This is a genomic window from Streptomyces malachitofuscus, assembly GCF_055571035.1.
This window is the reverse complement of record NZ_JBVIGA010000016.1, coordinates 115,391-141,691: the sequence shown is the minus strand read 5'-3', so window position 1 is coordinate 141,691 and position 26,301 is coordinate 115,391. Positions and strand designations below refer to the sequence as shown.

At 70.4% G+C, this 26,301-nt stretch carries 22 protein-coding genes and 2 pseudogenes; 13 read left to right on the top strand and 11 right to left on the bottom strand.

All coding sequences use genetic code 11. The features are described from left to right. Positions 1 to 99: 99 nt before the first annotated feature. From ACZ44S_RS23525 to ACZ44S_RS23515, 3 genes are read left to right on the top strand one after another with little or no spacing between them, the layout of a single operon-like run. Entirely contained in the window at positions 100 to 1,161 is a 1,062-nt protein-coding gene (locus ACZ44S_RS23525) for an ABC transporter substrate-binding protein (RefSeq protein ID WP_466932094.1), read from the top strand. Further along, a complete protein-coding gene (locus tag ACZ44S_RS23520) occupies positions 1,162 to 2,262 on the top strand; it encodes a FecCD family ABC transporter permease (protein WP_466932092.1) in 1,101 nt (366 codons plus the stop codon). Continuing rightward, complete coding sequence (locus ACZ44S_RS23515) at positions 2,262 to 3,050, top strand: ABC transporter ATP-binding protein (RefSeq protein WP_466932090.1); 789 nt, start codon at positions 2,262 to 2,264, stop codon at positions 3,048 to 3,050. The genes ACZ44S_RS23520 and ACZ44S_RS23515 overlap by 1 nt, the downstream gene beginning before the upstream one ends. A gap of 38 nt (positions 3,051 to 3,088) precedes the next feature. Here ACZ44S_RS23515 and ACZ44S_RS23510 read toward each other — a convergent pair whose 3' ends face one another. Continuing rightward, a complete protein-coding gene (locus tag ACZ44S_RS23510) occupies positions 3,089 to 3,823 on the bottom strand; it encodes a DJ-1/PfpI family protein (protein ID WP_466932088.1) in 735 nt (244 codons plus the stop codon). Between the two features lie 230 nt (positions 3,824 to 4,053). Between ACZ44S_RS23510 and ACZ44S_RS23505 the strand changes: the two genes are divergently transcribed. After that, positions 4,054 to 5,238, top strand: coding sequence for a serine hydrolase domain-containing protein (locus tag ACZ44S_RS23505; RefSeq protein ID WP_466932086.1), 1,185 nt, complete (start codon positions 4,054 to 4,056; stop codon positions 5,236 to 5,238). Between the two features lie 182 nt (positions 5,239 to 5,420). Here the strand turns inward: ACZ44S_RS23505 and ACZ44S_RS23500 are convergent. From ACZ44S_RS23500 to ACZ44S_RS23490, 3 genes and pseudogenes are all read right to left on the bottom strand, one after another. Further along, positions 5,421 to 5,715: pseudogene (locus ACZ44S_RS23500) on the bottom strand (hypothetical protein); the annotation flags it as partial. Beyond that, on the bottom strand, positions 5,712 to 6,113 hold the full coding sequence (locus ACZ44S_RS23495) for a hypothetical protein (RefSeq protein ID WP_466932084.1): 402 nt from the start codon (positions 6,111 to 6,113) through the stop codon (positions 5,712 to 5,714). The pseudogene ACZ44S_RS23500 and the gene ACZ44S_RS23495, both read right to left, overlap by 4 nt. A 63-nt stretch (positions 6,114 to 6,176) precedes the next feature. Next, complete coding sequence (locus ACZ44S_RS23490; RefSeq protein ID WP_466932082.1) at positions 6,177 to 6,947, bottom strand: siderophore-interacting protein; 771 nt, start codon at positions 6,945 to 6,947, stop codon at positions 6,177 to 6,179. A gap of 140 nt (positions 6,948 to 7,087) precedes the next feature. Here ACZ44S_RS23490 and ACZ44S_RS23485 point away from each other — a divergent pair, with 140 nt between their 5' ends. Further along, entirely contained in the window at positions 7,088 to 7,768 is a 681-nt protein-coding gene (locus ACZ44S_RS23485) for a TetR/AcrR family transcriptional regulator (protein ID WP_466932080.1), read from the top strand. Here ACZ44S_RS23485 and ACZ44S_RS23480 read toward each other — a convergent pair. Together ACZ44S_RS23480 and ACZ44S_RS23475 are read right to left on the bottom strand one after the other, a co-directional pair. Further along, positions 7,714 to 8,427 carry a cytochrome b/b6 domain-containing protein gene (locus ACZ44S_RS23480; protein ID WP_466932078.1) on the bottom strand — a complete coding sequence of 238 codons (714 nt, stop codon included), beginning with the start codon at positions 8,425 to 8,427 and terminating at the stop codon, positions 7,714 to 7,716. The genes ACZ44S_RS23485 and ACZ44S_RS23480 overlap by 55 nt on opposite strands. Next, a complete protein-coding gene (locus ACZ44S_RS23475; RefSeq protein WP_466932077.1) occupies positions 8,411 to 9,157 on the bottom strand; it encodes a molybdopterin-dependent oxidoreductase in 747 nt (248 codons plus the stop codon). The genes ACZ44S_RS23480 and ACZ44S_RS23475 overlap by 17 nt, the downstream gene beginning before the upstream one ends. Positions 9,158 to 9,594: 437 nt before the next feature. Here ACZ44S_RS23475 and cseB point away from each other — a divergent pair, with 437 nt between their 5' ends. From cseB to ACZ44S_RS23455, 4 genes are all read left to right on the top strand, one after another. After that, a complete protein-coding gene (gene cseB / locus ACZ44S_RS23470; RefSeq protein ID WP_466932076.1) occupies positions 9,595 to 10,284 on the top strand; it encodes a two-component system response regulator CseB in 690 nt (229 codons plus the stop codon). Between the two features lie 15 nt (positions 10,285 to 10,299). Next, the gene (locus tag ACZ44S_RS23465; RefSeq protein WP_466932074.1) at positions 10,300 to 11,544 is read left to right on the top strand and encodes an ATP-binding protein; all 1,245 of its coding nucleotides are present in this window, start codon (positions 10,300 to 10,302) and stop codon (positions 11,542 to 11,544) included. Positions 11,545 to 11,620: 76 nt separating this feature from the next. Then, positions 11,621 to 12,712, top strand: a complete 1,092-nt coding sequence (locus tag ACZ44S_RS23460; protein WP_466932236.1) for a D-alanyl-D-alanine carboxypeptidase family protein — start codon at positions 11,621 to 11,623, stop codon at positions 12,710 to 12,712. Between the two features lie 6 nt (positions 12,713 to 12,718). Beyond that, positions 12,719 to 13,819 (top strand): endonuclease/exonuclease/phosphatase family protein, encoded by a 1,101-nt coding sequence (locus ACZ44S_RS23455; RefSeq protein WP_466932072.1) that lies wholly within the window; start codon positions 12,719 to 12,721, stop codon positions 13,817 to 13,819. A 286-nt stretch (positions 13,820 to 14,105) separates the two neighbouring features. Here the strand turns inward: ACZ44S_RS23455 and ACZ44S_RS23450 are convergent, their stop codons facing one another. The 3 genes from ACZ44S_RS23450 to ACZ44S_RS23440 are packed head-to-tail and all read right to left on the bottom strand — an operon-like array spanning position 14,106 to position 17,912. Continuing rightward, the gene (locus tag ACZ44S_RS23450; RefSeq protein ID WP_466932071.1) at positions 14,106 to 16,661 is read right to left on the bottom strand and encodes an ABC transporter permease; all 2,556 of its coding nucleotides are present in this window, start codon (positions 16,659 to 16,661) and stop codon (positions 14,106 to 14,108) included. Further along, positions 16,658 to 17,452: an ABC transporter ATP-binding protein gene (locus tag ACZ44S_RS23445; RefSeq protein WP_466932069.1), complete on the bottom strand. Its 795-nt coding sequence runs from the start codon at positions 17,450 to 17,452 to the stop codon at positions 16,658 to 16,660. The genes ACZ44S_RS23450 and ACZ44S_RS23445 overlap by 4 nt, the downstream gene beginning before the upstream one ends. Before the next feature lie 25 nt (positions 17,453 to 17,477). Next, positions 17,478 to 17,912, bottom strand: coding sequence for a hypothetical protein (locus ACZ44S_RS23440; protein ID WP_466932067.1), 435 nt, complete (start codon positions 17,910 to 17,912; stop codon positions 17,478 to 17,480). Positions 17,913 to 18,197: 285 nt separating this feature from the next. On the opposite strand from ACZ44S_RS23440, the pseudogene ACZ44S_RS23435 reads away from it, so the two are divergent. Further along, a pseudogene (locus ACZ44S_RS23435) lies at positions 18,198 to 18,333 on the top strand (IS256 family transposase); the annotation flags it as partial. An 18-nt stretch (positions 18,334 to 18,351) separates the two neighbouring features. Continuing rightward, positions 18,352 to 18,558: a hypothetical protein gene (locus ACZ44S_RS23430; protein WP_466932240.1), complete on the top strand. Its 207-nt coding sequence runs from the start codon at positions 18,352 to 18,354 to the stop codon at positions 18,556 to 18,558. Positions 18,559 to 18,875: 317 nt separating this feature from the next. Here ACZ44S_RS23430 and ACZ44S_RS23425 read toward each other — a convergent pair whose 3' ends face one another. Together ACZ44S_RS23425 and ACZ44S_RS23420 are read right to left on the bottom strand one after the other, a co-directional pair. Further along, positions 18,876 to 19,550, bottom strand: a complete 675-nt coding sequence (locus ACZ44S_RS23425; protein ID WP_466932065.1) for a response regulator — start codon at positions 19,548 to 19,550, stop codon at positions 18,876 to 18,878. Further along, positions 19,510 to 20,802, bottom strand: a complete 1,293-nt coding sequence (locus tag ACZ44S_RS23420; RefSeq protein ID WP_466932063.1) for a sensor histidine kinase — start codon at positions 20,800 to 20,802, stop codon at positions 19,510 to 19,512. The genes ACZ44S_RS23425 and ACZ44S_RS23420 overlap by 41 nt, the downstream gene beginning before the upstream one ends. Before the next feature lie 263 nt (positions 20,803 to 21,065). Between ACZ44S_RS23420 and ACZ44S_RS23415 the strand changes: the two genes are divergently transcribed. Together ACZ44S_RS23415 and ACZ44S_RS23410 are read left to right on the top strand one after the other, a co-directional pair. Next, complete coding sequence (locus ACZ44S_RS23415; RefSeq protein ID WP_466932061.1) at positions 21,066 to 22,526, top strand: helix-turn-helix domain-containing protein; 1,461 nt, start codon at positions 21,066 to 21,068, stop codon at positions 22,524 to 22,526. Positions 22,527 to 22,767: 241 nt separating this feature from the next. After that, a complete protein-coding gene (locus ACZ44S_RS23410) occupies positions 22,768 to 26,295 on the top strand; it encodes a M28 family peptidase (protein WP_466932059.1) in 3,528 nt (1,175 codons plus the stop codon). Positions 26,296 to 26,301 lie beyond the last annotated feature (6 nt).

Here is a 26,301-nt window from a genome sequence, read left to right as displayed (position 1 = left end):
GCCGGGAACCTGGAGTCCCCCTTCCACGACTACTTGTGCGAAGCCCGGCGAACAGGGCTTTCCGGATGCAGGGAAAACAGCGGGTCGTGGAGGCAGGACATGTCCAGGATGTGGCGCTCGGTCAGCGGCGTCGTTCTCACCGCGGGACTGCTCACCACCGCGTGCGGCGGTGGAGGCGGCGCGGACGACACGTCGGCCGCGCGGGGCGGCTCCGGGGGTTCCCCGGTGTCGGTGGAGAACTGCGACGGTGAGAAGGTCACGTTCGAGGCGCCTCCCGGCAAGATCGTCACGAGCAATGCGGCGGGACTGGAGATCCTGCTGAGGCTCGGAGCGGGACCGAAGGCGATCGGCACCGGCTTCCCGCCCGCCAAGGGCGCGCTGCCCGCCGACCTTGCGGACGAGGCGGCCGAGGTGCCGGTCCTGGGCAGGACGGTCATCCCCAAGGAGAAGCTGCTCGGTTCAGGCGCGGACGCGTACATCGAGACGTTCCGCCCGGCGCGCGGCGCTCATGTCGGGCCTCGGCCGGAAGAGTTCGAGGCCGCCGGTATCCGGGTGGTGCAGCTGCGCTCCACCGCGTGCGCCGCCGAACTGCCGGGCCCGCGGAAGGACCTGTCCGCGGTCACGGAGGACATCGAACGGCTGGGGGCGCTCACCGGCACGTCCGAACGGGCCCGTGAGATCGTCTCCGGCATGAAGGAGACCCTGGACACCGTGAGTGAACGGGTGGGCGCCGTGCCCGAGGGGCAGCGGCCCACCTACTTCGTCTTCGACTTCGACGCCGGCACCAAGGAACTCACCGCGGTGTGCGGCAAGCAGGTGGCCAACGCGGTGATCACTCTCGCCGGGGCCCGCAACATCTTCCGCGACTGCGACGCCGACTACGAGAAGACGGGCTGGGAGGATGTCGTCGACAAGAATCCCGACTGGATCCAGCTCGCCGTACGCAACCGAGGGAGTGAGAAGGCGGACGACAAGGCGTTCGACGAGGCGGAGCGCTTCCTCAAGTCCTTCCCCGCCACGCGCGGGCTGACCGCCGTCAGGAAGGACCGGTTCCTGCGGATCCGGTCGGAACGCACGACGACGCCGGGCGTCACCAACGCGGAGACGGTCGAGCAGATCGCCCGCACCCTGTATCCGGACAAGTTCGAGGACGTGCGGTAGATGTCGGCGGCATCCTCACCGACCCGCACGGCGCGCGCGGCCGGCCCGTCCCCGACGAAGGCCGGCGAACGGGGGCCCAGAACCGTCCCCGTGGTCTGGCTCCTCGCCTCACTCGCCGTGGCCCTGCTGCTGTCGCTCACCGCGGCCGTCTCCTGGGGCTCCTCCGGCGTGCCGTTCGGCGAGGTGTGGTCCACGGTGCTGCACCGCGTGACCGGCGGGCAGCCGCGGCCGGGAACCCAGGACCTCATCGTCTGGCAGCTGCGGGTGCCACGCGCCCTGCTCGCCGCCCTCGTCGGGGCCGGACTGGGGATCGTGGGCACCGCCGTGCAGGCGCTGGTGCGCAACCCGCTGGCGGATCCCTACCTGCTGGGCATCTCCAACGGCGCCTCGCTGGGGGCGGTCGCGGCCATCGTGCTCGGTACGAGCACGGGCGGGCTGTTCGGAGTCGGTGTCTCCGGCGCCGCTTTCCTCGGGGCGCTGCTGTCCTTCGGCCTTGTCTGGGCGGTGGCCCGGCGCGGAGGCGGCTTCTCCCCTCTGAAGCTGGTGCTCGCCGGTGTGGCGATCGGCCAGTTCCTGTCCGGGTTCACCAGCTATCTGGTGCTGCGGGTGGGCGACGAGCAGCAGACCCAGGGCGTGCTGTTCTGGCTGATGGGCAGCCTCGGCGGAGCCCAGTGGAGCACCCTGGTCCTGCCGGCCGGGGCGGTGCTCCTCGGACTGGTCGCCCTGCAGGCGCGTGCCCGGGGGCTGAACGCCCTGCTCCTGGGCGACGAGACCGCGGCCGGGCTGGGCGTCGACGTGGTCGTGCTCCGCAGGGAACTGTTCGTCGTCACCAGTGTCCTCACGGGCGTCCTGGTCTCCGTCTCCGGCGCCATCGGCTTCGTGGGGCTGATGGTGCCGCACCTGTGCCGGCTCGTCATCGGCGGGGACCACCGCAGACTGCTGCCGGTCTCCGCGCTGACCGGCGCCGTCCTGCTGGTCGTGGTCGACATCGTCTGCCGCACGGCCCTGCCGTCGATGGAGCTGCCGGTGGGTGTGGTCACCGCTTTCATCGGCGCTCCCGTCCTGCTGTTCCTGCTCGACCGCCGACTGGAGCGTGGCTGATGCGTATCGAGGTGGACGGCCTCCGGGTCGCCTACGACGGTCGTACCGTGGTGGCCGGGGTGAACCTGCTCGCCGCTCCCGGTGAGATCACCGGGCTGATCGGCCCGAACGGCAGCGGCAAGTCGACCGTGCTGCGCACCGTTTACCGGCATTTGCGTCCCGCGGCGGGACGGGTGCTGCTCGACGGTACCGACCTGGCGGCCCTCGCGCCGGCCCGGGCGGCACGCCATGTGGCGGCACTGCCACAGGAGCGGGGCGGCGACTTCGAACTCACGGTGCGCGAAGTGGTGGCGATGGGGCGTACCCCCTACAAGCGGGCCTTCGCCGGTGAGGACGAGAAGGACCGGTGGATCGTCGCCGACGCCCTGGAACGGGTCGGCATGACGCGGTACGGCGGGCGCAGGTTCTCGGCACTGTCGGGAGGGGAACGGCAGCGGGTCCTGCTGGCCCGCACGCTGGCCCAGGATCCGGATGTCCTCGTCCTGGACGAGCCCACCAACCATCTCGACGTCCGCCACCAGGTGGAACTGCTGGCCCTGTTGCGGGCCCAGCACCGTACGACCCTGGTGTCGCTGCACGACCTGAACGCGGCCGCGTCGGTGTGCGACCGCCTGCACGTGCTGCACGCCGGTGAGGTCGTCGCCTCGGGTACCCCGCTCGAGGTTCTCACCCCGCACCTCCTGGCCGAGGTGTTCGGCGTACGGGCCGCGGTCATCGAGCACCCGCTGACCGGTGACCCGTTGATCGCCTTCGACCACACTGCCACGGCGGCGGAAACGCCCTCGTAGGGGAAGCGCCGACACCCGGGGGCGGAAGCGGGACCGGTCTACCCGGAGGTGACCAGGACGGTGCCCCTGCGTTCGAACTCCAGGTAGCGTTCGGTCCTCGCCGCCGTCTCGGAGCCGAATTGCCGTTCCATCAGGTGCAGGGCCCCGTCGATGCCGGCGCTGACACCGCCCGCGCAGACCAGGTTTCCGTCGTCGATGACGCGTACGTCGCGCACGTCGGCTCCCTGGTCCCTCAGGTACTGCTTGGCGCCGGTGTGTGTGGTGCACGGCCGGTTCCTGATGACGCCTGCCTCGTGGAGCAGGACTACTCCGGTGCACAGTCCGTACAGGGTCAGCCGCTCGTCCGCCGCCGCCTCACGCAGCAGGCGGGGCAGGTGCCCGTTCTTGAGTTCCGCCCAGATGCCGGGACCGTTGCGGAGGCGGAAGCCGCCGCCGGGCACGACGAGAACATCCGCCTCCGCGGGATCGAAGGTGTCCGGCACGTCGATCCGTGTGCCGAAGCGGGCGGAGACCGTTCCGGGACGGCCGCCCGTGACGAGCCGGTACGCGACCGGGAAGCCCATCGCGGCCGTAGCACCGAGAACCTGGAGCGGCCCGAACACATCCAGTTCCTCCACCCCGTCGAAGACGACGACGTGGACACGTAGGGGGTGATGCCTCTGTTCCTGCGGCGCAGTGGCGGGCGCCGTAGCAGCCGCGGGTGCGGTAGTGGCACCGGTGGCGGCCAGGGCCGCGCCGGACAACAGGGCCTTCCTGCGGTTCACTTCGGGCATGCCGATGACTCTTTCCGTTGGTGGCTTCGTGTGCCGTGCGTCCAGGTAGTCGTGCCGTGAGGGCGGCTGGTTCCGCTCTTGTGACATCGGTGAGGTGGCACAGGCTGTACTCCGAACCGTCGTGCCTGCCCCATCGTGCGGTCCCGCGCCTGTTCCTACGGTGGTGGACGCACCGGACCGGCCGGTGCACCCCGACGACAGGGAACCAGATGACCATGGCGCACCCGAGCGTGTCCCGAACCCGAAGCCCGGTCAACTACCGCACGGCGACCACCAGCTTGGTCACCGCTTTCGCGAGTCTCGGCCTGGTCGTGCCGGCGGTCGGCGCTCCGAAGCCGGACGTGGACTCACTGCGGCGGCAGGCGGTCGCGATCCAGGCGACGGGCACCGTGGGGGTGCTTGCCCAGTCGTCCGGTCCTCAGAGCTCCCGGTACGCCACCGTCGGAGTGGCGGACACCGCCACGAAGCGTCCTGTACGGCCCGGCGACAGGTTCCGGATCGCCAGTGTCACCAAGACGTTCGTGTCCACGGTGGTGCTGCAACTGGCGGGCGAGGGGCGGCTCTCGCTGGACGACACGGTCGAGGACTGGCTGCCGGGAGTGATCTCCGGCAACGGCAACGACGGCGGACGGATCACCGTCCGGCACCTGCTGAATCACACCAGCGGTCTGTACAGCTACACCCGCGACATCCCCGTTCTCAACACCAGGGCCGGCTATCTGGCCCAGCGATACACGACCTGGACGGACGCGCAGCTCGTCGGCATGGCGATGCGTCACGCACCCGACTTCGCGCCCGGTACGGGATGGGCGTACTCGAACACGAACTACATCGTCGCCGGCATGATCATCGAGAAGGCCACCGGGAACACCTGGGAGCGTGAGGTGACGCGCCGCATCGTCCGGCCGCTGCACCTGCGCCACACGTCCGCTCCCGCCACCCGCCCCGGCATCCCGGGCAACCACCTGAAAGGCTACTCGGCCTTCGACGACGGCAAGCCGGCGATCGATGTCACGGAGTTCAACCCGAGCGCGGCCGGCGCGGCCGGCGGCATGATCAGCACTTCGGCCGATCTGACCCGTTTCTACTCGGCACTCATGAAGGGCCGGCTGCTGAAGCCCGCCCAGATGGCGGAGATGAGGACAACCGTACGTGCCGCCCAGCTGGACGCCGTCTGGCCAGGCGTCCGCTACGGCCTGGGACTGATGCAGGTGCCGCTCAGCTGTGGCGGGAGCTACTACAGCCATGCCGGGGACATCGCCGGCTACATGACCCGCACCGGTGTCAGCGAAGACGGCCGTCACGTGGTGGTCGTGGAAGCCACGGGCGACGGCTCCGCTCCCGACCTCGACACCATGCACGTCACCAACACCCTGATCGACGAACAGCTGTGCGCCGCCGACCGCGAGCGGTGACGCGACGTCCCGTCCGGACGACGGGGCACCCGGATGTTCCGCGCGCGGCGGCGCGGAGAAGGCCGTCGCGCTTCTGCGGCTACAGGACGCAGTGAACGGTGCGCGCGTCCGGTCGTCGAAGAGCGGCGCGGTGGCCCCGAAGACCTCGCCCGCATCGCCGCCGTCCTCGGTGAGCGGGAGCAGTCGACCTCGCACGTCTGCCCGGTGGCCGTCGGACACGGTGAACCGGGCGGACAGCGGAGCGGTCTCCAGCGCCTGAACCTGCCGGCCCTGTGCCTCCAGGCCGCCACGGAGTGTGTCCGCGATGTCGGCCATCGGAGCCTGATTCTCCGTGGCGACATAGAGGTCCTGGCTGGGGCGGTTCGCCAGACGGTGTGCCCGGACGGCGTACCCGCCCGTGAGAACCAGGGGATAGCGAGCGCCGATCGCGATCACATCAGCCAGGAGCCGCCTGTGCGGCTCCGGCCTGTCCGTCACGCGGCTGACCGGACGCGGGAGGAGAGCCGGGGAAAGGCGTCCTCCCATACCCCGCGCACGGTGCGCCCTACGAGAGTGCGCAGCACCGGCCACATCTCCAGGAGCAACGCCTGGTTGAGGAAGCGCGACAGATCCTCACGCAGGCCCTCGTGCAGCACGGTTCGGTACAGGCCCATGCGCTGTCGGGACTTCTCCAGATCGTAGAAGGCCCGCCCGGGCCAGGCGATGTGGAGGGGCAGCTCGACAACACCGTGGACGGGGCCGCGCAACTCGTCCAGCGACTCCGGCAGACGGCGCCGGAATTTCTCCTGGTACAGCGCGAGGTCTTCCGCCTCCGCGACCGACAGATGCGCCGATGCAGGCGGTGCGGGTAGGGGGTGCTGCCGGCTGGAGACCATGGCCCCATGATGGCGGCTGCCAGAAGGGCGCGCGGGGCTGGACCGCGCGGGCCCCGCGGACGATCAGCCGGGGCTGGACCAGCCCTGACGCCAGTAGCCCGCGAATCCGATGTCCGATTTCGCCGCATTGAGCTCGGCGACAAGGTGACGGCGCAGTGTCGTGGGCAGCCGGTGCTCGCCTGCCGCCCAGGTGTAGAAGCGGCCCGGGGGCAGCTCCGCCGTGCGCACCGCGTCCAGAACCAGGGTGCCGGGCCGGACCTCCGGGTCGTCGCGGCTGATCCAGTAAACCCTGACCCCCTCCCGAGCGGTGATCTCCGACGACCGGATGTCCGCGGCGGTGGGAACCTCCAGGAAGACCTCCGCGGTCAGGGTGGACGGCGCGTGGTCCAGAATCGCCAGTACGGCCGGCACCGCGCTCTCGTCCGCGACCAGGAGTTGCCAGTCGGCCTCGGCCGGCGGGAGATAGGCGTACCCCATGTCGAAGATGCCGGCCGGATCCCCGGGCCGCACCCCGCGCGCCCAGGTGGACATGGGGAAGTCGTCGTGCAGGGCGAACTCGATGTCGATCTCGTCGTCGGCGGGGCGGGAGCGGCGGATCGTGAGATTGCGCACCCAGGGCCTGGCGGACTTGGGCGTCATCATCATCTGGGCCATCCACGCCTCGCTGGAGAGGGTCGGCATGCGCAGGGCGTTCTGCCCCTTACGGGGGAAGAACAGCCGGACCGACTGGTCGTAGCCGACGAGGACGAGGTCCTTCAGGGCCGGACCGCCCAGCGTCACCCGTGCGAAGTTCGGTGTGAGCAAGGTGCTGCCACGCACCTCGAGTGTGATCATCGTGCGAGACGACGGACGACGGACCTGGGGAATCATCGTACGTCCCTGACTGTATTGCTGTCTTCCCAGCTCATGGCATTATTGTGAGTCAGGGCTCACGTTTTGGCCACTCGCTTTTCGAGCATCCGGGGAGCACCGCGTTGGCATCGGGAAACCGCCGTCTCGAACCACGTCGAAGGCCTCGGCAGGCCCGGGCAGAGCTCACCCGGGGCCGCATCCTCGACGCCGCTGCTCACGTTTTCGCCGAGCACGGTTATGCGGCCGGTACCACCAACCGGATCGCCGAAGCCGCCCGCATCTCCATCGGCTCGCTGTACCAGTACTTTCCGAACAAGGATGCGATCCTCGCCGAGTTGCTGGTCCGGCACATCGACGACGGAGCCAGGGCGAGCGCGGAGCAGAGCGAGCGGGCACTGGCCGCCGGGAGCCTCGAAGCCGCCGTGCGGCTGGTCGTGCGGGAGGCCATCGAGACACACAGGGCCGACCCCCAGCTGCTGCGCATCATGATCGAGGAGGCGCCACGCTCCACGGACCTCGTCGAGAAGGTGAGCAGGCACGAGGAGAGCCGGATCGCACAGTTCGGCGAGCTGCTCGCACGGCACCCCGAGGTGCGCGTCGACGACATCGACACGGCCGCCGTACTGCTCGCGTCCACCGTGGAACTCGTCACCCACAAGCTGATGGCGGCACCCGCACGCGTCGACATCGAACGCTTCGAACGTGCACTCGTCGGCATGCTGGTCCGCTACCTTGCCGGTGACCTGCCCTACGGGCGTACGGAGTCCTCCGGGACGCCGGACGACCGGTCGGAGCCGGAGTGAGCGGAGTGGTCCTCCAACTCCTCTCGCCACAAGCGGTGTTCCCGGTCCGCCCACGCCCGTGACACGGTGCCGCTCCACATGCCCCTGCGGGCCTCCGGGTCACCGACCGCCTTTCCTATGTGGGCGGCCACGACCACCGCGACCGCGAGGGCGAGCCAGTCGTGGACGAACGTCGCCCCCGTCCGCAGGCTCAGGGCGAAAAGCTGCGGGAACCAGAGCATGAGCCCGGTCCCCAGCATCACGAGGCCGGCGCCCGCCGTCCACGCCGCGTAGGCCTTCTGGCCACCGTTGAACTTGCCCGAGGGTATGTCCGAGGTGCGGCGCCGCCGCACGGCCGCCCACAGCCAGCGGCGGTCGTGGTCCTCGAACCGGTTGAGCCGGGTGAGGTCCGAGCGCAGCGCCCGGGACGTCAGCCCCAGCAGCACGGGCAGGAACATCGCGACACCGGACCATTCGTGCACGATGGTCACCAGCCTGCGACGGCCGACGAGTTCGGCCAGGGGACCCACGTACAGGCATGCGGCGGTGATGACGCACACCCCGGCCAGCGCCGCGGTGGTGTGATGGACCCAGCGCACCGCGGCCGTGAACCTGAGAAGCCGCTGGCCGGTACCGGAAGGGTTCTCGCGGGCTGCCGCGCGGTCAGACCGTGGGGGCATCGCTGCGTCCGTTCGAGCGGCCCACCCACGCGTCCACGTCGTAGCCGAGCTCTTCCCAGTAGCCGGGCTTCACGTCCTCGGTGACGGTGATGCCCGACAGCCACTTCGCGGACTTGTAGAAGTACATCGGCGCCACGTAGAGCCGCACGGGGCCGCCGTGCGCATGGGTGATCGGCTTGTCCTCCATGCTGGTGGCGACCATCACGTCCGGGCGGCGCGCCTGCTCCATCGTCAGGCTCTCGGTGTACACCCCGTCGAAGCAGGTGAACCGGATGGCCTTGCCCTCGGGTGCCACGCCCGCCGCGTCGAGGAGGGTGGACAGGCGTACCCCCGCGAAGGGCGTCTGCGGGACCCGCCAGCCGGTCACGCACTGCACGTCCTTGACGATCCTGTGCTGCGGAAGACCCGCGAGGTCGGACAGCTTGTACGTCATCGGCTTGTCCACGAGCCCGTCGACGGTGAGGCGGTAGTTCGTCTCGTCGCGTTCGGGTACGGAGCTGGTGACGGAGTAGTAGCGGAAACGGTTGCCCGGCAGCAGGTTCGACAGGCCGGTCGGGTCCTTCTCGGCAACGGTGTCGATGCTGTCGGAGACCAGACGCTGCAGCGGGCCGCCGGCGACGACGCCCACGGCGCCGAGTCCGACCATGCCCAGCAGTACACGCCGCCCCACCGGGGTGCCACGGCGGCCGCCGGGATCCGGGGGCGGCGCCGCGGAGTGAGAGGTGCTCATACCCTGACTACGCACCACTGCCGGGCTGTGTTGAAAGCCCGCCGCGTCCGGTGGTACCGAGCCGTGGGTAAGGGCGAGACGGCACGCTCGGTGTGCCCCCGCTGCTGCCCGTTCGGTGGACCTTCCCGTGCCGCGGCACCTTCCGCCGCACGTGCGTGCCTGCCGCGGCAGTGACCGGCCTGCCGTCAAGGACAGGCACCACCGAAGGGTGCGAGGAGCACGGGGCGCTCTTGGAGAACAGCGGACGTCATGGCGGGCGGGGTCGTGCGGCCGGATGCGCCTCACCATGTGTCCGAAGCCGCTCGGCTGCGTGTCAGCGGTGTATCGGTCCTGCTCATCGCACCGTCGTGACCGGGCCTGGCATTGTCCGGTGCACGGTTCGACTGTGGGGACGGGCATGATGAAGGACCGACCGGTAATGCTTGCGATGGATGCCCATGTCTGATTCTGCTCCTGCCAAGATCCTTCTCGTCGAGGACGACGAGGTGATCCGGAAGTCCGTGGCCATGGCCCTGGAGCGGTACGGATATCACGTGACCGTGGCCGCCGACGGGCTGACGGGACTGGAACGCTTCCGGGAAGGTCCCTGCGATCTGTTGTTGCTCGACGTGATGCTGCCCGGGCTGGACGGTATCGGCCTGTGCCGCCGCATCAGGGAGAGCAGCACGGCTCCCATCTTGATGATGTCCGCGCGCGGCGACTCACTCGACGTCGTGTCCGGACTGGAAGCCGGCGCCGACGACTACGTCGTCAAGCCCGTGGACACCGCTGTCCTGGTGGCCCGCATCCGTTCGCTGCTGCGCCGGTCCGCGCTCGTGTCGACGGAGCAGAGCGAACAGGCCGGCAGGCTGGTCTTCGGCAACCTGACCATCGAACCAGCCGCGCTGGAGGTCTACCGGGACGACGAGAAACTCGCGCTCGCCCCGACCGAGCTGCGTCTGCTGCTGCAATTCGCGGAGCACCCCGGCATCGTGCTCAGCCGCCAGACCCTGCTGCGCGACGTATGGGACTACGGCTGGGACGGGGACTCGCGGGTCGTCGACCTGTGCGTGCAGCGACTGCGCAAGAAGATCGGAGCCGACCGCATCGAGACCGTCCGCGGTTTCGGCTACAAGCTGCGGCGCTGAGCCAGAGAACGAGCGATGTCGACTGTGCGTGCCCTGCTGAACCTGCGTTCCCTGCACTGGAAGGTCACCATCTTGGTGACCACGGCCTGCACCGCGATGGCGCTCACCGTTGGCGTGCTGGTGCACGCCTCAACGCTGAGAAGATCGATGCACGAGGGTGCGGTCAAGGCTGTCGCGGCGCTGGACCGGGAGCTGGAGGAGGCTCGGGACTCGGGTCAGCCTGCGCCGCTTGCCACGCCCGGTGAACTCCCCGCAGCCCTGAGGCAGCAGGTCGAGCGTGACGGCCAGGGAACCCTTTACGAGAACGATCCGCCGGCACCCGTGTTCTGGGCGGCGCGGAAGGAAGGCGGGCAGCTGTACGCGACCCGCGTCGATATGACTGCGGACCTGCTCACCAGGCGTGCCCTCGACCGGCACCTGTGGAAGTACTCCCTGGCCACCCTGGCCGTCGTGGTCCCGCTGACGGCTCTGGCGACGGAAGTGTTCGCCAGGCGACTGCGCCGGGTGGCCCGTACGGCACGCCGCATCACCGAAGGCGATGTGAACGCGCGGACCCGAATGGGACGCCGCGGTGGTGACGAGATCACTGACATCTCGGCCACGGTCGATTCCATGGCCGACAGCCTGCAGGAGAGGATCACCGCAGAGCAGCGCTTCACCGCTGACGTCGCACACGAACTGCGCACTCCGCTGATGGGGCTGGTCACCTCGGCCGGCCTGCTTCCTGAGGGAGAGGCCACGGAACTGGTACGGGGCCGGGTCCGCGTGCTGCGGGACCTGGTCGAGGACCTCATGGAGATCTCCCGTCTCGATGCGGGCGCCGAGCAGTTCCAGCCGAGGGCAGTCGTCCTGGCCGAGCTGGTCGAGGAATCGGTGGCGAGGACCGGCCTGACGGTGGACATGACGGTGGTTGACGACGTCGTGGCGGAAACGGACCCGCGCCGATTGGACCGCATCCTCGCCAATCTCGTCGTCAACGCGCACCGTCATGGCGCCGCGCCCGTGGAGATCACCGTCACCGGCCGGACGATCAGGGTGCGTGATCACGGGGCCGGCTTCCCTCCCGATCTGCTCGCGCGCGGCCCGGAGCGATTCCGCACCGGCGTGGCGGAGCGGGGCCGCGGACACGGGCTGGGCCTGACGATCGCCCTGGGCCAGGCCAAGGTGATCAAAGCGGCCCTGGACTTCACCAACCACCCCGAGGACGGAGGAGCGGTGGCCGTCGTGCGCCTGCCCGGCGACAGCCTGTCAGGCGCGTGACCGGACACACGGTTCCTCCCGCGCGCTCGGCCGGAGCCGCCGTGGAGTGGCCCGCCCACGCTGTGATGCAGAACCGATGCGTTCCTGCGACCTCACGGCGCACCCGCGTCCGTCGTCCCGACGAACCGCCCGAGCAGCCTTGCTGTCGTACCCGTCGTGCGTGCGACTACGGAGGTTGTTCTCGATGTTCCCGTCCCTCGTATACCGTTGTCGCACGACGATCGGCGTGCTCGCGCTCTTCTCCGCGGTGGCACTCGGCACCACCGTTGTTCTGACACATGACGACTCCGGGTCCGCCCCGCATGACGACCGTCAGGGTGCCGTGAACATCCACGGGGACGGCAGCCTGGCGGAAGTTGTCGAGAATGCCGCAGTCCCGTGGCCGCAGGATGGCCAGACCGCTGTCAGGATCGAGGGAGAGGGCTCGCTGGGTGTGCGAGGCGATCGTCAACCGGTTCCGATCGCGAGTCTGGCCAAAGTGATGACCGCGCACGTCATCCTCACCGAACACCCGCTACGGCCGGATGAGCAGGGCCCGCTCATCGAGGTGGATCAGCAGGCCGCGCACGAGGTGGGCGTTGGCGGTGAGTCGACGGTTCCGGTCCGGCCCGGAGACGCGTTCTCCCAGCGGCACATGCTGGAGTTGCTGTTGATTCCCTCCGGCAACAACATCGCCCGCCTGCTGGCCCGCTGGGACTCCGGCACACAGGAAGCCTTCGTCAAGAAGATGCAGAGTGCCGCCCGGAAACTGGGCATGGACCACTCGACGTATACCGGGGCCAGCGGAATCGAGGAGACGACACGGAGCACGGCGGCCGACCAACTGAACCTGGCACGACAGGTGATGAAGAACCCTGTCTTCCGTGACATCGTGGCAAGCAGGAATGTCACCGTCCCCGGCGTGGGCCCCGTGCGGAACACCAACTCCCTGCTGGGCACATCGGGGGTCATCGGCCTCAAAACCGGCTCCAGCACCCCGGCGGGCGGCAACCTCCTGTGGGCCTCCGAGGTGCGCATCGGCGACAAGGACCGTCTCATGCTGGGAGCCGTGCTGCACCAGCGGGCGAACACCACCGCCGGAGAGGGCCTGCGGACCGCTCTCGACAACAGCCGGGCACTGATCGACGCACTGCGCGGCCGACTGGGCTCCTCGCGGTCGGAGGGCTGAGCGACGATGACGACGCCCTCCACAGGCAACAGCGTGGACGCCCGCGAGGGCCGGGGACGGGAACAGGCGAACAGCACGGCATCGGCGACGCGCACGGCGCAAGCCGCCCGGGCGCCGTCACAGCCCCCGTCCCGGCCACTCGGACTGCGCCTGTCGCTCCGGCCGGCGCGCAAGGGAACACTGACGGCCTGCCTCGCCGTCCTTCTCGCGCTGGTCGTTTCGGTCCCCGGCCGGATCCCCAACAGCCCGGGACATCTGGGCAGCCTGGTCGAGACCGTGTTGCCCTGGACGGTCCTCGCGATCCCGGCACTGATCGTCCCGGCGCTGGTCCGCAGATCTCCGCTGGCAGCACTGTCACTGGTACTGCCGGTCACCGTGTGGGGCACCCTCTTCGGCAGCACGCTCGCCGACAAGTCCTCGCCCGGGGGGGACCTCACCATAGCGAGTCACAACGTCAACCAGGTGAATCCCGACCCAGAGGGCACGGTAAGGCAGTTGCTCGCCTCGAAGGCAGACGTTCTGGCACTGGAGGAACTGACTCCTCGCACGGCGTCCGCCTACGAGCGCGCGCTGGCGTCCGCCTACCCGTACCACTACTTCAAGGAGACGGTGGGCCTCTGGAGTATCCACCCCCTGAGTGACGTGCACGCCCTGCCCATCGTGCCGTGGACACGCGCGATGCGCGCCACAGTGGAGACCCCCGAGGGCTCTCTGGCTGCCTACGTCGTGCACCTCCCCTCAGTTCGCGTCAACTCCGCAGGGTTCACCACGCGCGCACGTAACGAGGCACTCGGTCGGCTGACGGCCGAGCTTCGCCACGAAAGCGCCCAGAACGTGGTCGTACTGGGTGATTTCAACGGGTCGGCCGACGATCGCGCGATGCGCCCGCTCACCCGGCACTTCGCCTCGGCCCAGACGACGGCCGGTGACGGATTCGGTTTTACCTGGCCGTCGCGATTTCCGGTGGTGCGCATCGACCAGATCTTTGTGAAGGGTGCGAAGGCCACCTCGGCATGGACCCTGCCCGCGACGGCGAGCGACCATCTCCCCGTCGCGGCCCGCCTCGATCTTCTGCCGCGGACGCCTTCGAGTAGTCGCCACCCGTGAGCACACACGGACGGCTGCTCGGTTCCGCCGCCGGCCACTCGTGCTGACCGAACCCGTGAACGAGCCGATGGCGTTGTGGCACGGACGACACCGGGCAACGCTTGCAAGCGGGCCGTAGCGCTCAGGGCTTGGACATATGCACGCGCAGGCGGCGGCGCTGACTCGGATGAGGCGGGTGACGACGTTCGGCAGCCGATGGCGGAGCCTCTTCGGCTCGGCGGCGGCCAGGTCACCGTCCAGTGGCAGGACGCGGGCCCGGGCCGTCCCATGATCGCCCGGACAGCGCCTACTCGGCGTGGGCGACGGCGGTGACCGGGGAGGTGCGCGATGCCCGGCGTGCCGGCAGCATCCCCGCTCCGGCGGTCAGCACGACGAGGCCGGCGAGGACCGCCGTGAGCTGCCCGACGGGCACACTGAACGGGGCGCTCACCTCGGCGACACGCACCACCAGCCAGGCGTAAGGCAGTCCGAGGGCCAGACCGAGGATTCCACCCAGCACTCCGTGGAGCGCGCACTCCAGGGTGACCGTGCGGTGCACAGCCGCCGCGCCGAGTCCGAGGGCCCGCAACAGGCCGAACTCACGCTTGCGTTCGACGACGGTGAGGCTCGCCGTCGTCGCGACTCCGACGACCGCGACGACGACGGTCAGCCCCAGCAACATGATCACTGTCGTGGCCACCGTCCGCAGGTCCTCCGCCCCGCCCTCCGGCCCGCCCAGCCCTTCGGCGATGATCCGGCCGCCGCCCTCGGGGCTGTCCACCACCTCGGTGAGGGCCCGCTCCGCGCGCGCCCGCCCCTGGGCGCCCCCCTCCGCGGCGTTGGCGATGACATCGGTCGGGGCAGCATCCACTCCCATCCGGGTGAGGTCCCCGGCGGTCATGAGAACCTGCGCGCCGTAGGGCCCGGCTCCCGGCAGCGTCGCCGCGACGGTGAAGTCGACTGCGTGTCCCTCGATCGTGAGGGTCACCCGGTCGCCCGCCCGCACACCGAGATCGTGGGCGTAGCCGGCGTCGACGACGACCCGGGAAGGCCCCAGCCGGTCGAGGGATCCCGTACGGGCGGTCAGTGCTCCACCGGAGCGTACGGCGTCGGGGGCGAGGTCGGCGACCGAGACGGTGGAACGGCCCTCGGAGGACTCTGCCGTCCGGAAGGCGGTCACTCCGGTCAGCTCGGGGCGCGACTCGAGGGCGGTGACCAGCGTCGGCGACAGTGGTTCGCCTTCTCTGTCGGTCAGCGAGAAGTCCGCCGCCGCCGAGACCGCCCGCTGGTAGCGGTCGTAGGCGTCCAACGAGGCGAGGCAGGTCAAGGTGGTGCCGATCAGACAGACGCCCAGGGCCACGACGACCGAGACAGCGGCCGCTCTGGCCGGCGCGCCCCCGACTCCCGCGACCGCGAGACGGCCGACCGCGCCGAGACGGCGCAACGGCACGGCCACCGCCGACAGAACGGGACGGACCAGGTACGGACCGAGGGCGATCAGGGCCAGAAAGGCCAGCCCGCCCGAGAGCGCCACCACGGACAAGGCGGCGAACCGGTCGTAGTCGCTGGCCCCAGGCTCCGGCAGACCGGTGTACTGGCGCCGTGCCAGGGACACGGCCCCGGCGGCGCACAGCAGCCCCGTCACGACCCGCCCGGTCCTGACGGCCGGTCTGCTGTCACCGGACGAGGCGATCCGCAGGGCATGCAGGGGAGAGACCCGCGAGGCGGTCAGGGACGGGGCCAGCACGGCCAGGACCGCCAGCAGACCGGTGCCGACAACGGTCAGGGCGGCCGGTACCCAGGGGAAGGAGGCAGAGGCGGACAGATCATGCCCGAACCGTTCGGCCACCGCGGGAACGAGCCGACCGCAGCCCCAGGCCGTCAGCACCCCGGCCGTGCCGGCGAGCAGCCCGACCGCCGCTCCCTCGGCGACGAGCGCGGCGGCCAGCCGTCGCGAGGTCGCCCCGATGGCGCGCAGCAGCGCCAGCTGGCGTACGCGTCGTGCGAAGACGATGCGGAAGGTGGAGGTGGCGACGAGAACGGCCGCGCCGATGGCGACGGGGAGGAAGACCGAGACCAGGTCCAGCAGATCACGGGCTTCCGCCACCGCCTCACGGGCCTCCTGGTCACGCACCTCGTCCGCCGGCCGCACCTCCGCTCCGGGCAACTCCTGCCGGATCTGCTCCGCGACGTCGGGGGACGCATCGCCCGAGTCGGTACGGACGTCGACCCGGGCATAGCCCGGCAGGTTCAGAAGACGGACGAGTCGGGGTCCGGTGGTGTATGCCGTCGGCTGCCCCGCGTCGGTGGTCGTTCCGCGCACGACGCCGCTGACCTCGGCCGTCACCGGCCGGGTGCGGTCGGGGTCGCGGGGATCGGGGTACAGCAGGGTCAGCGGAGCCCCCGGTGCGAGACCGTAGTCCCGCGCCGCCTCCTCGTTGACGGCGAACCGGCCGGGACCGTCGGGGTAGGAGCCCTTGACCAGGCGGACCGTCGACAGCGGACCTGTGCCCGGGTCGGCGGAAAGACGCACATAGCGTTCGACGGCGCTGCCGCCCAGCGGGGCACCGTCCTGGACCCGGGCGACGGCCTCGGCGACGGACGGCAGGTTCCGGATCGCACGGAGCCCGGCGTCGTCGATACCGTTCTCGGCTTCCGACGTGACCACCAGCGACACCGCGTCGGGCGTTCCGCGGAACCGTTCGATGACGGTCGCGGACAGGATCTGCTGGGCCATGACGGCTCCGAAGACGACGAACGCCGCGATCAGCAGGGAGAGTCCGGTCGCCACGGACCGTCCGGGCCGGCGGAGCAGCTCGGTGATCTGGGAGCCCAGGACGGTGGCGCGCCACGGGGTCCTCATCGACGGCTCCTGTCCGGGAGGGGGCCGGCAGCGGGAGCCGCGTCCGGGGCGGCGAAGTCCACGACGGAGCCGTCCGCGAGCGTCAGCACCCGGTCCGCGTACCGCGCGGCGGCGGGATCGTGGGTGACCATCACGACCGACTGGCCGAGGTCGTCGACGGACCGCCGCAGGAACGACAGGACTTCGGCACCGGCCCGGGAGTCGAGGTTGCCGGTGGGCTCGTCGGCGAACACGACGGCAGGGCGGGCCACGAGTGCCCGGGCCACGGCCACCCGCTGCTGCTGTCCGCCGGACAGTTCGGCCGGACGGTGCGACAAGCGGCCCGTGAGCCCGAGGACTGCCACGAGATGGTCGACCAGCTCCCGGTCCGGGCGCCCGCCGGCCATGGTGACGGGCAGCACGATGTTCTCGTATGCGGTCAACTGGGGTAGCAGGTTGAAGGACTGGAAGACGAAGCCGATGCGCTCCCGGCGCAGCCGGGTCAGTGCCCGGTCGGACATCCCGGTGATCTCCACTCCGTCCAGGACGATGCTTCCGGAGGTGACGGTGTCGAGCCCGGCCATGCAGTGCATGAGGGTCGACTTGCCCGATCCGGACGGGCCGACGACGGCGGTGAACCGGGCGCGTGGGATTCCGGCGGACACCCCGTCCAGGGCCCGGACCTCGGCGGTGCCCCGGCCGTAGGTCTTGACGACGGCGGAGGCGGTGATGACGTCGTCCGGTGTGTGCCCGCGTGCCGAGGACGCGCCGGGGGCAGCCGATTCGGTGAGGGCGCCGGTGTGCGCGTTCATGGGTGATGGTCCTCGTGTCGGTGCGTCAGGAGCCGAGCGGTTGCATGGAAACGGTGACGCCGGATTGCGCGCAGTGTTCCCGCGCCTTGTCCTGGAACTCGCCCACGTCCTGGGCGGACGGTGCGTCGGCGGACTTCCGGGCGGTCAGGAGCGCCCAGCCTTCGTACTGGGAGACTCTGAAGCCGAGGTAACCGTCCTTCATCTTGCTGCGGCGCTCGGTGGCGATCTTCCGTGCCCAGGTCTCGGCTTCCGCCACCGGGCCCGAGGCGATCTTCCGTGCCTCGGTGGCGATCCGCTGGGCCAGCCGGCAGTCCGCGGCGGACGCCTGGCTGGGCAGGCTCCGCTCGTACCACCAGTAGCCCGCGCCGGCGACCAGTGCCGCGGCGAGGGCCGCGGCCACCGCGCTGATGACGGTCCGGTTCCGCCTGCGGGCCGTCGCAGCGGGCGAGGTATCCACCATGTCCTCCATAAGGTCTCGGCCGCCGGACGGCGACAGTGAGAATCCTGATGTCCTCAGCCCTTGCGCACATCGGCCACCGACCCGAATCCGCACACGGCGGATCTGCCCCGCCGGCCGGGGCATCGCCTGCACCCCTGGGGGCAGACCCGGTGCCGCTTCTGCACCTCGGGGGGGACTGTGGAGCGTTCGTTCGGTGTAACTCCCGATCATGGAGGATGCATCGATGACGGTGAGAATGTGGCCGAGAAGGACGCTGTCGAGTCGGCAGCTGTGTCGGCGAAGGCCGTGGACGACCAGCTGGTCGACGAGTCGGCGAGCCGGGCCCAGGGCGAGGACCAGCAGCTAACCGGCGAGGGCGGGCTGCTGCAACAGATGACCAAGCGGCTGCCTGGAGTCCGTCCTGGAAGGCGAGATCACCGATCAAGGGGTCAAGGCCCTGATGCGCTTGACCCTTCCGCCGACAGCGACCTCGCGGCTGTTGGGCGTGGGCGACTCCGCGCTGTACGCGGACGTCTACGGCACCCTGCTGGTGGATGCCGACACCCGGCTGCCGATCGAGCTGTGGGCCGGTCGCGACGCCGAGCGACCGGCCACCCGGCTGAGAACACACCCCGATGTCGAGGCGGTCGCCGGGACGGCTCGCTGATCCACCGTCAGGGCATTGCCGTCGGCGCCCCGGGCGCGGTGCAGGTCAGCGACCGCTTCCGCCCGTGGCAAGGACTGCCGAAGCGGGTCGGCGACGCCGCGGCCCCCGAGCCCGAAGCGGCATCGCGCATGCCGGGATGACCCGGCTGCGCAGCGCAGCGTCGATGCCTGCCGCGTGGACCGCCGCCGCGCCCCTGCCTCCAGCGCGTCCCGTTCCGCATCCGACAGGAGCAACCCGGCCGTCGGCCGCCCTGTGCGTGCCGCCGCTCACCCCAGCACGTCTGAGCAGAATTCTGACTCAGGACCCGGCAGGGTGTCTCATGAGGAGGGATGGACGAGCCCCGACTCGTAGGCGAACACGACGGCCTGAGCCCTGTCGCGCAGGTGCAGTTTCGCCATGATGTTGCCCAGGTGCGACTTCACGGTGGCCTGCGCGACATGGAGGTCCGCCGCGACCTCGGTGTTGGACAGTCCGCGTGCGACCAGGGCGAGGACGTCCCGTTCGCGGGCGGTGAGGACGCGCAGCCGTTCGCTCTGGGCCGTTGACGGACCCAGTTGGCGGGCGACCCGGTCGAGGAGCAGCCGGGTGATGCGCGGAGCCACCACCGACTCCCCGGCGGCCACGGTGCGGATGGCGCCCACGACGTCCGCCGCGGGGGCGTTCTTCAGCAGGAAGCCACTGGCCCCCGCCCGCAGTGCCGCGAACGCGTCGTCGTCGTTGTCGAAGGTGGTCAGCACCAGGACCCGGGGCGGGTCGTCCCGCAGCATGAGCTGCTCCGTGGCCTGAATTCCGTCCATGACCGGCATCCGGATGTCCATGATGACGACATCCGCCCCGGCTCTCCGCAACAGATCCAGGGCGTCCGCCCCGTTCTCCGCCTCACCGACGACCTCGATGTCGTCCTGGGCGGTCAGCACCATGGAGAATCCGGCTCTGATCAAGGGCTGGTCGTCAACGACGACCACCCGGATCGGCCCGCTTGCCTGCGTCATCACTCTTCCTTGTCGGGATCCGAGCACATACCTGCCATCCGCTGCCGATCCGGGGGCCGGCCGTGAAGCTGCCACCGGCGATCTCCACCCGCTCCCGCATCCCCACGAGTCCGTTGCCCCCGGAGCCCGGGCGACCGCCTGCGTCCCCGCCTCCGCTTGCGCCACCGGCGAGTCTGCCCGCCCCGTCGTCCACCACCGTGATCAGCAGTGTGCCCCGATCCTCTCTCAGCCGGATCCCGACCTCAGCGCCGGCTCCGGCATGACGAAGCACGTTGGTGAGACATTCCTGGACGATCCGGAAGGCGGTCAGCTGCTCCGCCGCCGTCAGACGCCCTTCGCCGACCTCGACCGACAGGTCCACCGACAGCCCGGCCGTCCGGGCGCGTTCGACGGTCGTGCGGATCTCGTCGAGGGTGATGGTCCGCCGGCCGGAGCCCGTGTCCGCGGAGTCCGGATCACCGCCGCGCAGTACCCGGACGATGCGGTGCATGTCCTCGATCGCGTCCCGCCCGGTCGAGGCGATCGCCTTGAGTGCGGCCGCCGCCGTGTCCGGCGAGGTGCGCAGCGCGTACCCGGCGCCGTCGGCCTGCAGGGTCATCACGGCCAGGCTGTGCGCCACGACGTCGTGCAGTTCACGGGCGATCTCGGCCCGCTCCTCGGCCGCGGCGATCCGGACCAGATGCTCGCGCTCCCGCTCGGCCTGTCCGGCGCGGGCCGCCTGGCTCTCGGCGTACAGCCGCCGTGCCTGCAGTGAGAACGCCATCAGCCAGACCGCGATCGTCACCCCCCAGAAGAGCAGCAGATCCTCGGCGGAATGCAGGAACGGCTCGATGCCGGCGCCCGGCAACCCCACCAGTCCGGTCGCCGAGGCCAGCAGCACCGCCGCGCCCGCCGCGTACGGCATCCAGACGGTGCGGGAGTGGTGGACGACCGACATCATCGCGAACAGCACGGCGACGTCGTACGCGGCGGGCGCCGAGGCCACACCGAGCAGGTCATGCAGGGCGAACTGGGCCGCAGCGAGGGCCAGGACGGCCGAGAGCACCGCACCGGGCAGTCGGCGCCGGGCCAGCAGACACAGGGCCATCACCCCTCCCAGAACCAGGTCGGGGAAGGTGCTGTACTGGCTCGCCGCCATCACGACCACCAGCGCGAGAGCGACGTCGCACACCACGCCCATGGTGCGTCGGCGCCGACCGGTCAGGAGCAGCGCCCCCGCCGGTACCACGTGCTTCGCGGTGTCATGGGCCAACCGGCCGTCTCCTTCCCCCTCGAGGGCTTGAACCGAGACGCTTCCGCCGTACTGTCCGACCCTCCGTGCGCCGGGCGTCTTCATGCTCGTCAAGGTAACAGCGCCGTACGACAGTGAATGGGGCGACTCCGTGCGATCGGGGGGCGGTTGCCGGACACGGGCCCACCATCGGCCATGTCTGCGAAGACCGTGCCACCGCGCCCCTCGGCCTCTAACATCGCTGCCCGGTCCGCGTCGGCCGGATCACCGTGACAGGAGTGGCCATGTCCGTCGATGACGCAAGTGCCAATAGATCTGGTGGCCTGAGCAGGGCACGTGGTGGGGAAGTCGGACAGGCGGCCCCCTGGGCGCAGTTCGGGGAACAGCTCCGGTACTACCGCCACAGGGCGGGGCTGACGCAGCGGCAGCTCGGCCATCGGGTCGGTTATGACCACAGCGTGATCAGCAAGTGGGAGAGCGGCGTCCGTGAGCCGTCCGCCGGGGTGGTGGAGAGCCTGGAGCGGGTGCTCGGCGCCCATGGCGCGCTTTCCCCGCTTGCCGCGTCCGCCGCCCGCTTGCCGCGTCCGCCGTCCGCCCCGCTGGCCGCCGGCTTCTTCGCGCCGCTTCCGGGGGACGGCGCGGCGCGGCCGTTCGCGCCTGCCCGCCCGCCCGGTGACTGGCCGGCCCGGCTCGCGCCCGGCACCTGCCCGTTGCACGGGGCGACCACCTGTGCCGTACCACCGGCGGACGAGGTGAAGCGATTACCGCGGCGGTTGCGGGCGGCCCGCGAGGCCGCGGCGCCGGCCACGGCCGAGCCGGAGACGGTCCACCTGGTCCTCGCGCTCCTGGACGTGTGCGAGCGCACCGCGCTGCACTCCACCTCGACCACCATGCTCGGCACCGTCGAGCAGGTGCTGCGCTCGCTGGTCGGCTGGGCCCGGGGGGCCGACGCGGCGGGGCGCCCGCCCCTGGCCCTGCTGCGGATCGCGGCCCGGTACGCCCAGCTCGCCGGACGGCTGCGGATGCAGCGCGGGCAGGGAGCACTGGCGACGGCATGGACCGTCCACGGGCTGCACTGGGCGGAGGCGGGCGGGGACCTCACCGTACGGGCGACCCTGACGACCGACCTGTGCACCCTGGCACGGCTCGAAGGGGACCCCGCCTCCTCGCTCGGCTACGCCCAGGCCGTGGCGGGGCTCGACGGCAGCCGGGGGTGGATCGTGACGCTGTCGCACATGTACCAGGCGCGTGGTTACGCGGTGATGGGCGACGGCGTGGGGAGCAGACGGCAGGCCGCGCTCAGCCGGCGGGGCCTCGACCGGCTGGGCGGGCGCGATCTGGCGGAAGCCCCCTGGCTGGCGGACGGTCAGGGAGAGCTGCGCGTCGAATCGGCCGTCTCCGGCGGGCTGCGGGACCTCGCGGTGGTGACGGGCGACCGGGCCACGGCGCGCAGCGCGGCCGAATCCGCCGAACGGGCCCTGGAACAGGTGCCGGACGGGATGCTGCCGACGAAGCTGCTGCTGACCCTGCGACTCGCGGACTGCCATGCCTGCGCCGGGGAGCTGGACGCGGCGCTGGAGGTGGTGGGTCCGGTGGTGGAGCAGGCGGTGTCGGCCCGGCGCCGGACCATCGCGCACGAACTGGAGGGCGTGTGGCGTCGGTTGTCCGGCGGATGGGGTGGAGTGCGCGAGGTGCGCGACGTGCGGGACCGGATGCGGGTGGCACAGGAGTCGGCCGGGGAGTGAGCGCCCGCCGGACCGCATATCGGTCCTCGTTTGCCACTGTTTGACAGCTGTCCGTCACGCCGGTGAACTCCGTTGACCCCTGGACTTCGTGATGTGAGTGTTCTGGCCGCCCGGGCATGAGCATGGCGATCTGGGTGGCAGGTCCGTGACTGCCCCACTCGCCGGCGGCCCTGCCTCACCGTGCTCCTGCCCGGGTGTTCGACGTACACGACGCGCGACCCCCACCTTCCGAGGAGCACTCGTGAAACGAAGACTCGCCGTGGCCGGCCTCTCCCTGGCCGTGGCCCTGGGCACCGTCGCACTGCCCACCGTCTCCACCGCCCAGGCCGCCGCCGGAAACGCCGGTTCGGCGGCCTCCGCCGCCGAACCGAAACCCGTCGACCGCGCCATCGCCGCCGCCGACAAAGTCACCGCCAGCGGATTCGACGCACTCGCCAAGGGACCGGACGAGCGCTACGACCGCACCATGGTCACCCCCTGGGTCAAGGGGCTCTACTCCATCGCGTACGAAAAGACCTACCGCGGCCTGCCCGTGGTCGGCGGCGACGCCGTCGTCCTGGCCGACGGCAAGGGCGACGTACGGGCCGTGCGCGCCGCGAGCGACGTCAAGATATCCATCGACACCGAGGCCAAGATCAAGGCCGACGCCGCGGCGCGCACCAGCCGCGCGAAACTGAAACAGGCCGACAAGACCGAGTCGCAGCGGCTCGTCGTGACGGTGCGCGGTGACACAGCACGGCTCGCCTGGGAGACCGTTGTCACCGGCACCACCGCCGACAAGCGCCCCAGCCGGCTGCACGTCTTCGTCGACGCCCGCGACGGCAAGGTCATCGACTCCTACGACGACGTACGCGCCGGCAGCGGCCACAGCGAGTGGAACGGTCCCAATCCGCTGTCCATCGACACCAGCCAGTCCGGTGGCCAGTACCGGCTCAGCGACCCGACACGCCCTGGACTGAGCTGCGCCAACTACAGCGGCGGAGCCGTCTTCACCGGCCCCGACGACAACTGGGGCAACGGCGACGCGAGCAGCAGGGAGACCGGCTGCGTCGACGTGATGTACGCCGCGCAGAAGCAGTCGGACATGCTCCGCGACTGGCTCGGCCGCGACGGTCACAACGGCAACGGCGGCACCTGGCCGACCAAGGTCGGCCTGAACCAGGTCAACGCCTACTGGAACGGCTCCAGCGTCGCGATCGGCCACAACGAGGCGAACGAGTGGATCGGCTCGATGGACGTGGTCGGCCACGAATACGGGCACGGCATCGACCAGTTCACCCCGGGCGGCGCGCGCAACGAGAGCGGTCTCGGTGAGGCCACCGGCGACATCTTCGGCGCTCTTACCGAGGCGTACGCCAACCAGCCGGAGCCGTACGACACACCCGGCGACTACGAGGTCGGCGAGACGATCGACCTCGTCGGCAACGGGCCCATCCGGTACATGTACGACCCGTCCAAGCTCCGGGACCCCAACTGCTACTCGTCCTCGATTCCGGACACCGAGGTCCACGCGGCCGCCGGCCCGCTGAACCACTGGTTCTACCTGCTCGCCGAGGGCACCAACCCCGGTAACGGCAAACCGAACAGCCCCACCTGCAACAACTCCACCCTGACCGGGATCGGCATCCAGAACGCCGGCAAGATCTTCTACGGCGGCATGCTGCTGAAGACCAGCGGCATGACCCACAAGCGCTACCGTACGGCGACACTGACCGCCGCCAAGAACCTCGACCCCACCTGCAGCCTCTTCAACAAGACGAAGGCCGCATGGGACGCGATCAGTGTTCCCGCCCAGTCCGCGGACCCGACCTGCACCGGCACTCCGGCTTCCGACTTCTCCATGGCGGTCACCCCGTCCTCGGGCAGCGTCGAGCCGGGTCAGTCGGCCACGGCGACGGTCTCCACGACCGTCACCAGCGGCAGCGCCCAGACCGTCGCGCTCTCCGCGACGGGGGCCCCGGCCGGTGTTTCGGTCTCCTTCGACCCGGCATCGGTGACCGCCGGCAACAGCGCGACCATGAAGGTGACCGTCGCCGATTCCGTCGCGCAGGGCACGTACACCCTCACCATCAAGGGTGACGGCACCGCGGCCGACCACACCGCGCAGTACACCCTCACCATCGGCGGCGGAGGCAACCCCGGCGGGGACGCCCCCGACATCGACGTGAACAAGGTGAAGGCGCACCTGCAGGAGTTCCAGGCCATCGCCGAGCGCAACGGCGGAAACCGGCGCTCGACCGGCACCGGTTACGACCAGTCCGTCGCCTACGTCAAGGGCAAGCTCCAGGCCGCCGGCTTCACCGTCACCGAGCAGCCCTGCACGTCCGGTTGCACGAGCGGCTCAGGTCCCAACGTGATCGCCGAGTGGCCCAAGGGCGATGCTGACAGCGTCTACATGTTCGGCGCCCACCTGGACGGCGTGTCCGCAGGTCCCGGCATGAACGACAACGGCTCCGGCTCGGCGGCACTGCTCGAGAACGCCCTGGAACTGGCGCGGCAGAACCCGACCATGCTGAGCCGGGTGCGTTTCGCCTGGTGGACCGACGAGGAGCAAGGGCTCAACGGGTCCGACTTCTACGTCCGTTCGCTGTCGTCCGGCGAGCGCGCGAAGATCAAGGCGTACTACAACTTCGACATGGTCGCCTCGACCAACGGCGGCTACTTCATCAACCACATCAACTCGGCGGCCGCGGCACCGATGAAGGAGTACTGGGCCTCGCTGGACCTCGCGCCCGAGGAGAACACCGAGGGTGCCGGACGCAGTGACGACTACTCCTTCGAGCGGTACTCCATCGCCACCTCCGGCTACGCCATGGGTGCGGGCGCCCGCAAGACCTCGGCGCAGGCGGCCAAGTGGGGCGGCACGGCGGGCCGGGCGTACGACCCCTGCTACCACGCCTCCTGCGACACCATCAGCAACATCAACCTGACCGGCCTCAACCGCGCCTCCGACGGCATCGCCTACACCCTATGGGAGCAGGCCGTCGGCGACGAGGCACCGGCGGACGACTTCTCCCTCGCCGTCTCGCCCGCCTCGGGCAGCGTCGAGCCGGGCGGGGACATCAAGACCACCGTCTCCACCGCCACCACCAACGGCTCGGCGCAGACCGTGCGGCTGTCGGCGCCGAACCCGCCCGCCGGCGTCACGGTGGAGTTCGCCCCGTCGTCCGTCACCTCGGGCGAGCAGGCCACCATGAGGCTCGCCACCACGGCGTCCACGGTCCCCGGCACCTACACCCTCACCGTCACCGGTACGGGTACGTCGGCCACGCACACCACGACATACACGCTGACCGTGAAGGGCGGCGGCGGTGACTGCGACACCGGCCAGAAGATCGGCAACGGCGGCTTCGAGGACGGCACGTCGCCGTGGGCCGGCGACACCCGGACCATCGGGTCGTTCGACGGCCAGTCCCCGCACACCGGCAGCCGCTACAGCTGGCTGGGCGGCTATGGAAGGACCAGCAGCGAGACGATCAGCCAGTCCGTGACCGTCCCCGACGGCTGTGACACGGTGAAGCTGGAGTACTTCCTGCACACCGACACGGCCGAACGCACCAGTACCCCGTACGACTTCCTGCGGGTACAGGTCAACGGCTCCACGATCAGCACCAAGTCCAACGCGGACGCGAGCAGCGGCTACGTCCGGCAGTCGCTCGACCTGAGCGCCTACGCCGGCCAGCGGGTCACGGTGGGCTTCACCTCCACCGAGGACGCGAATCTGCAGACCAGCTTCGTCATCGACGACGTGACCCTGCAGGGCAGCTGACCGCCC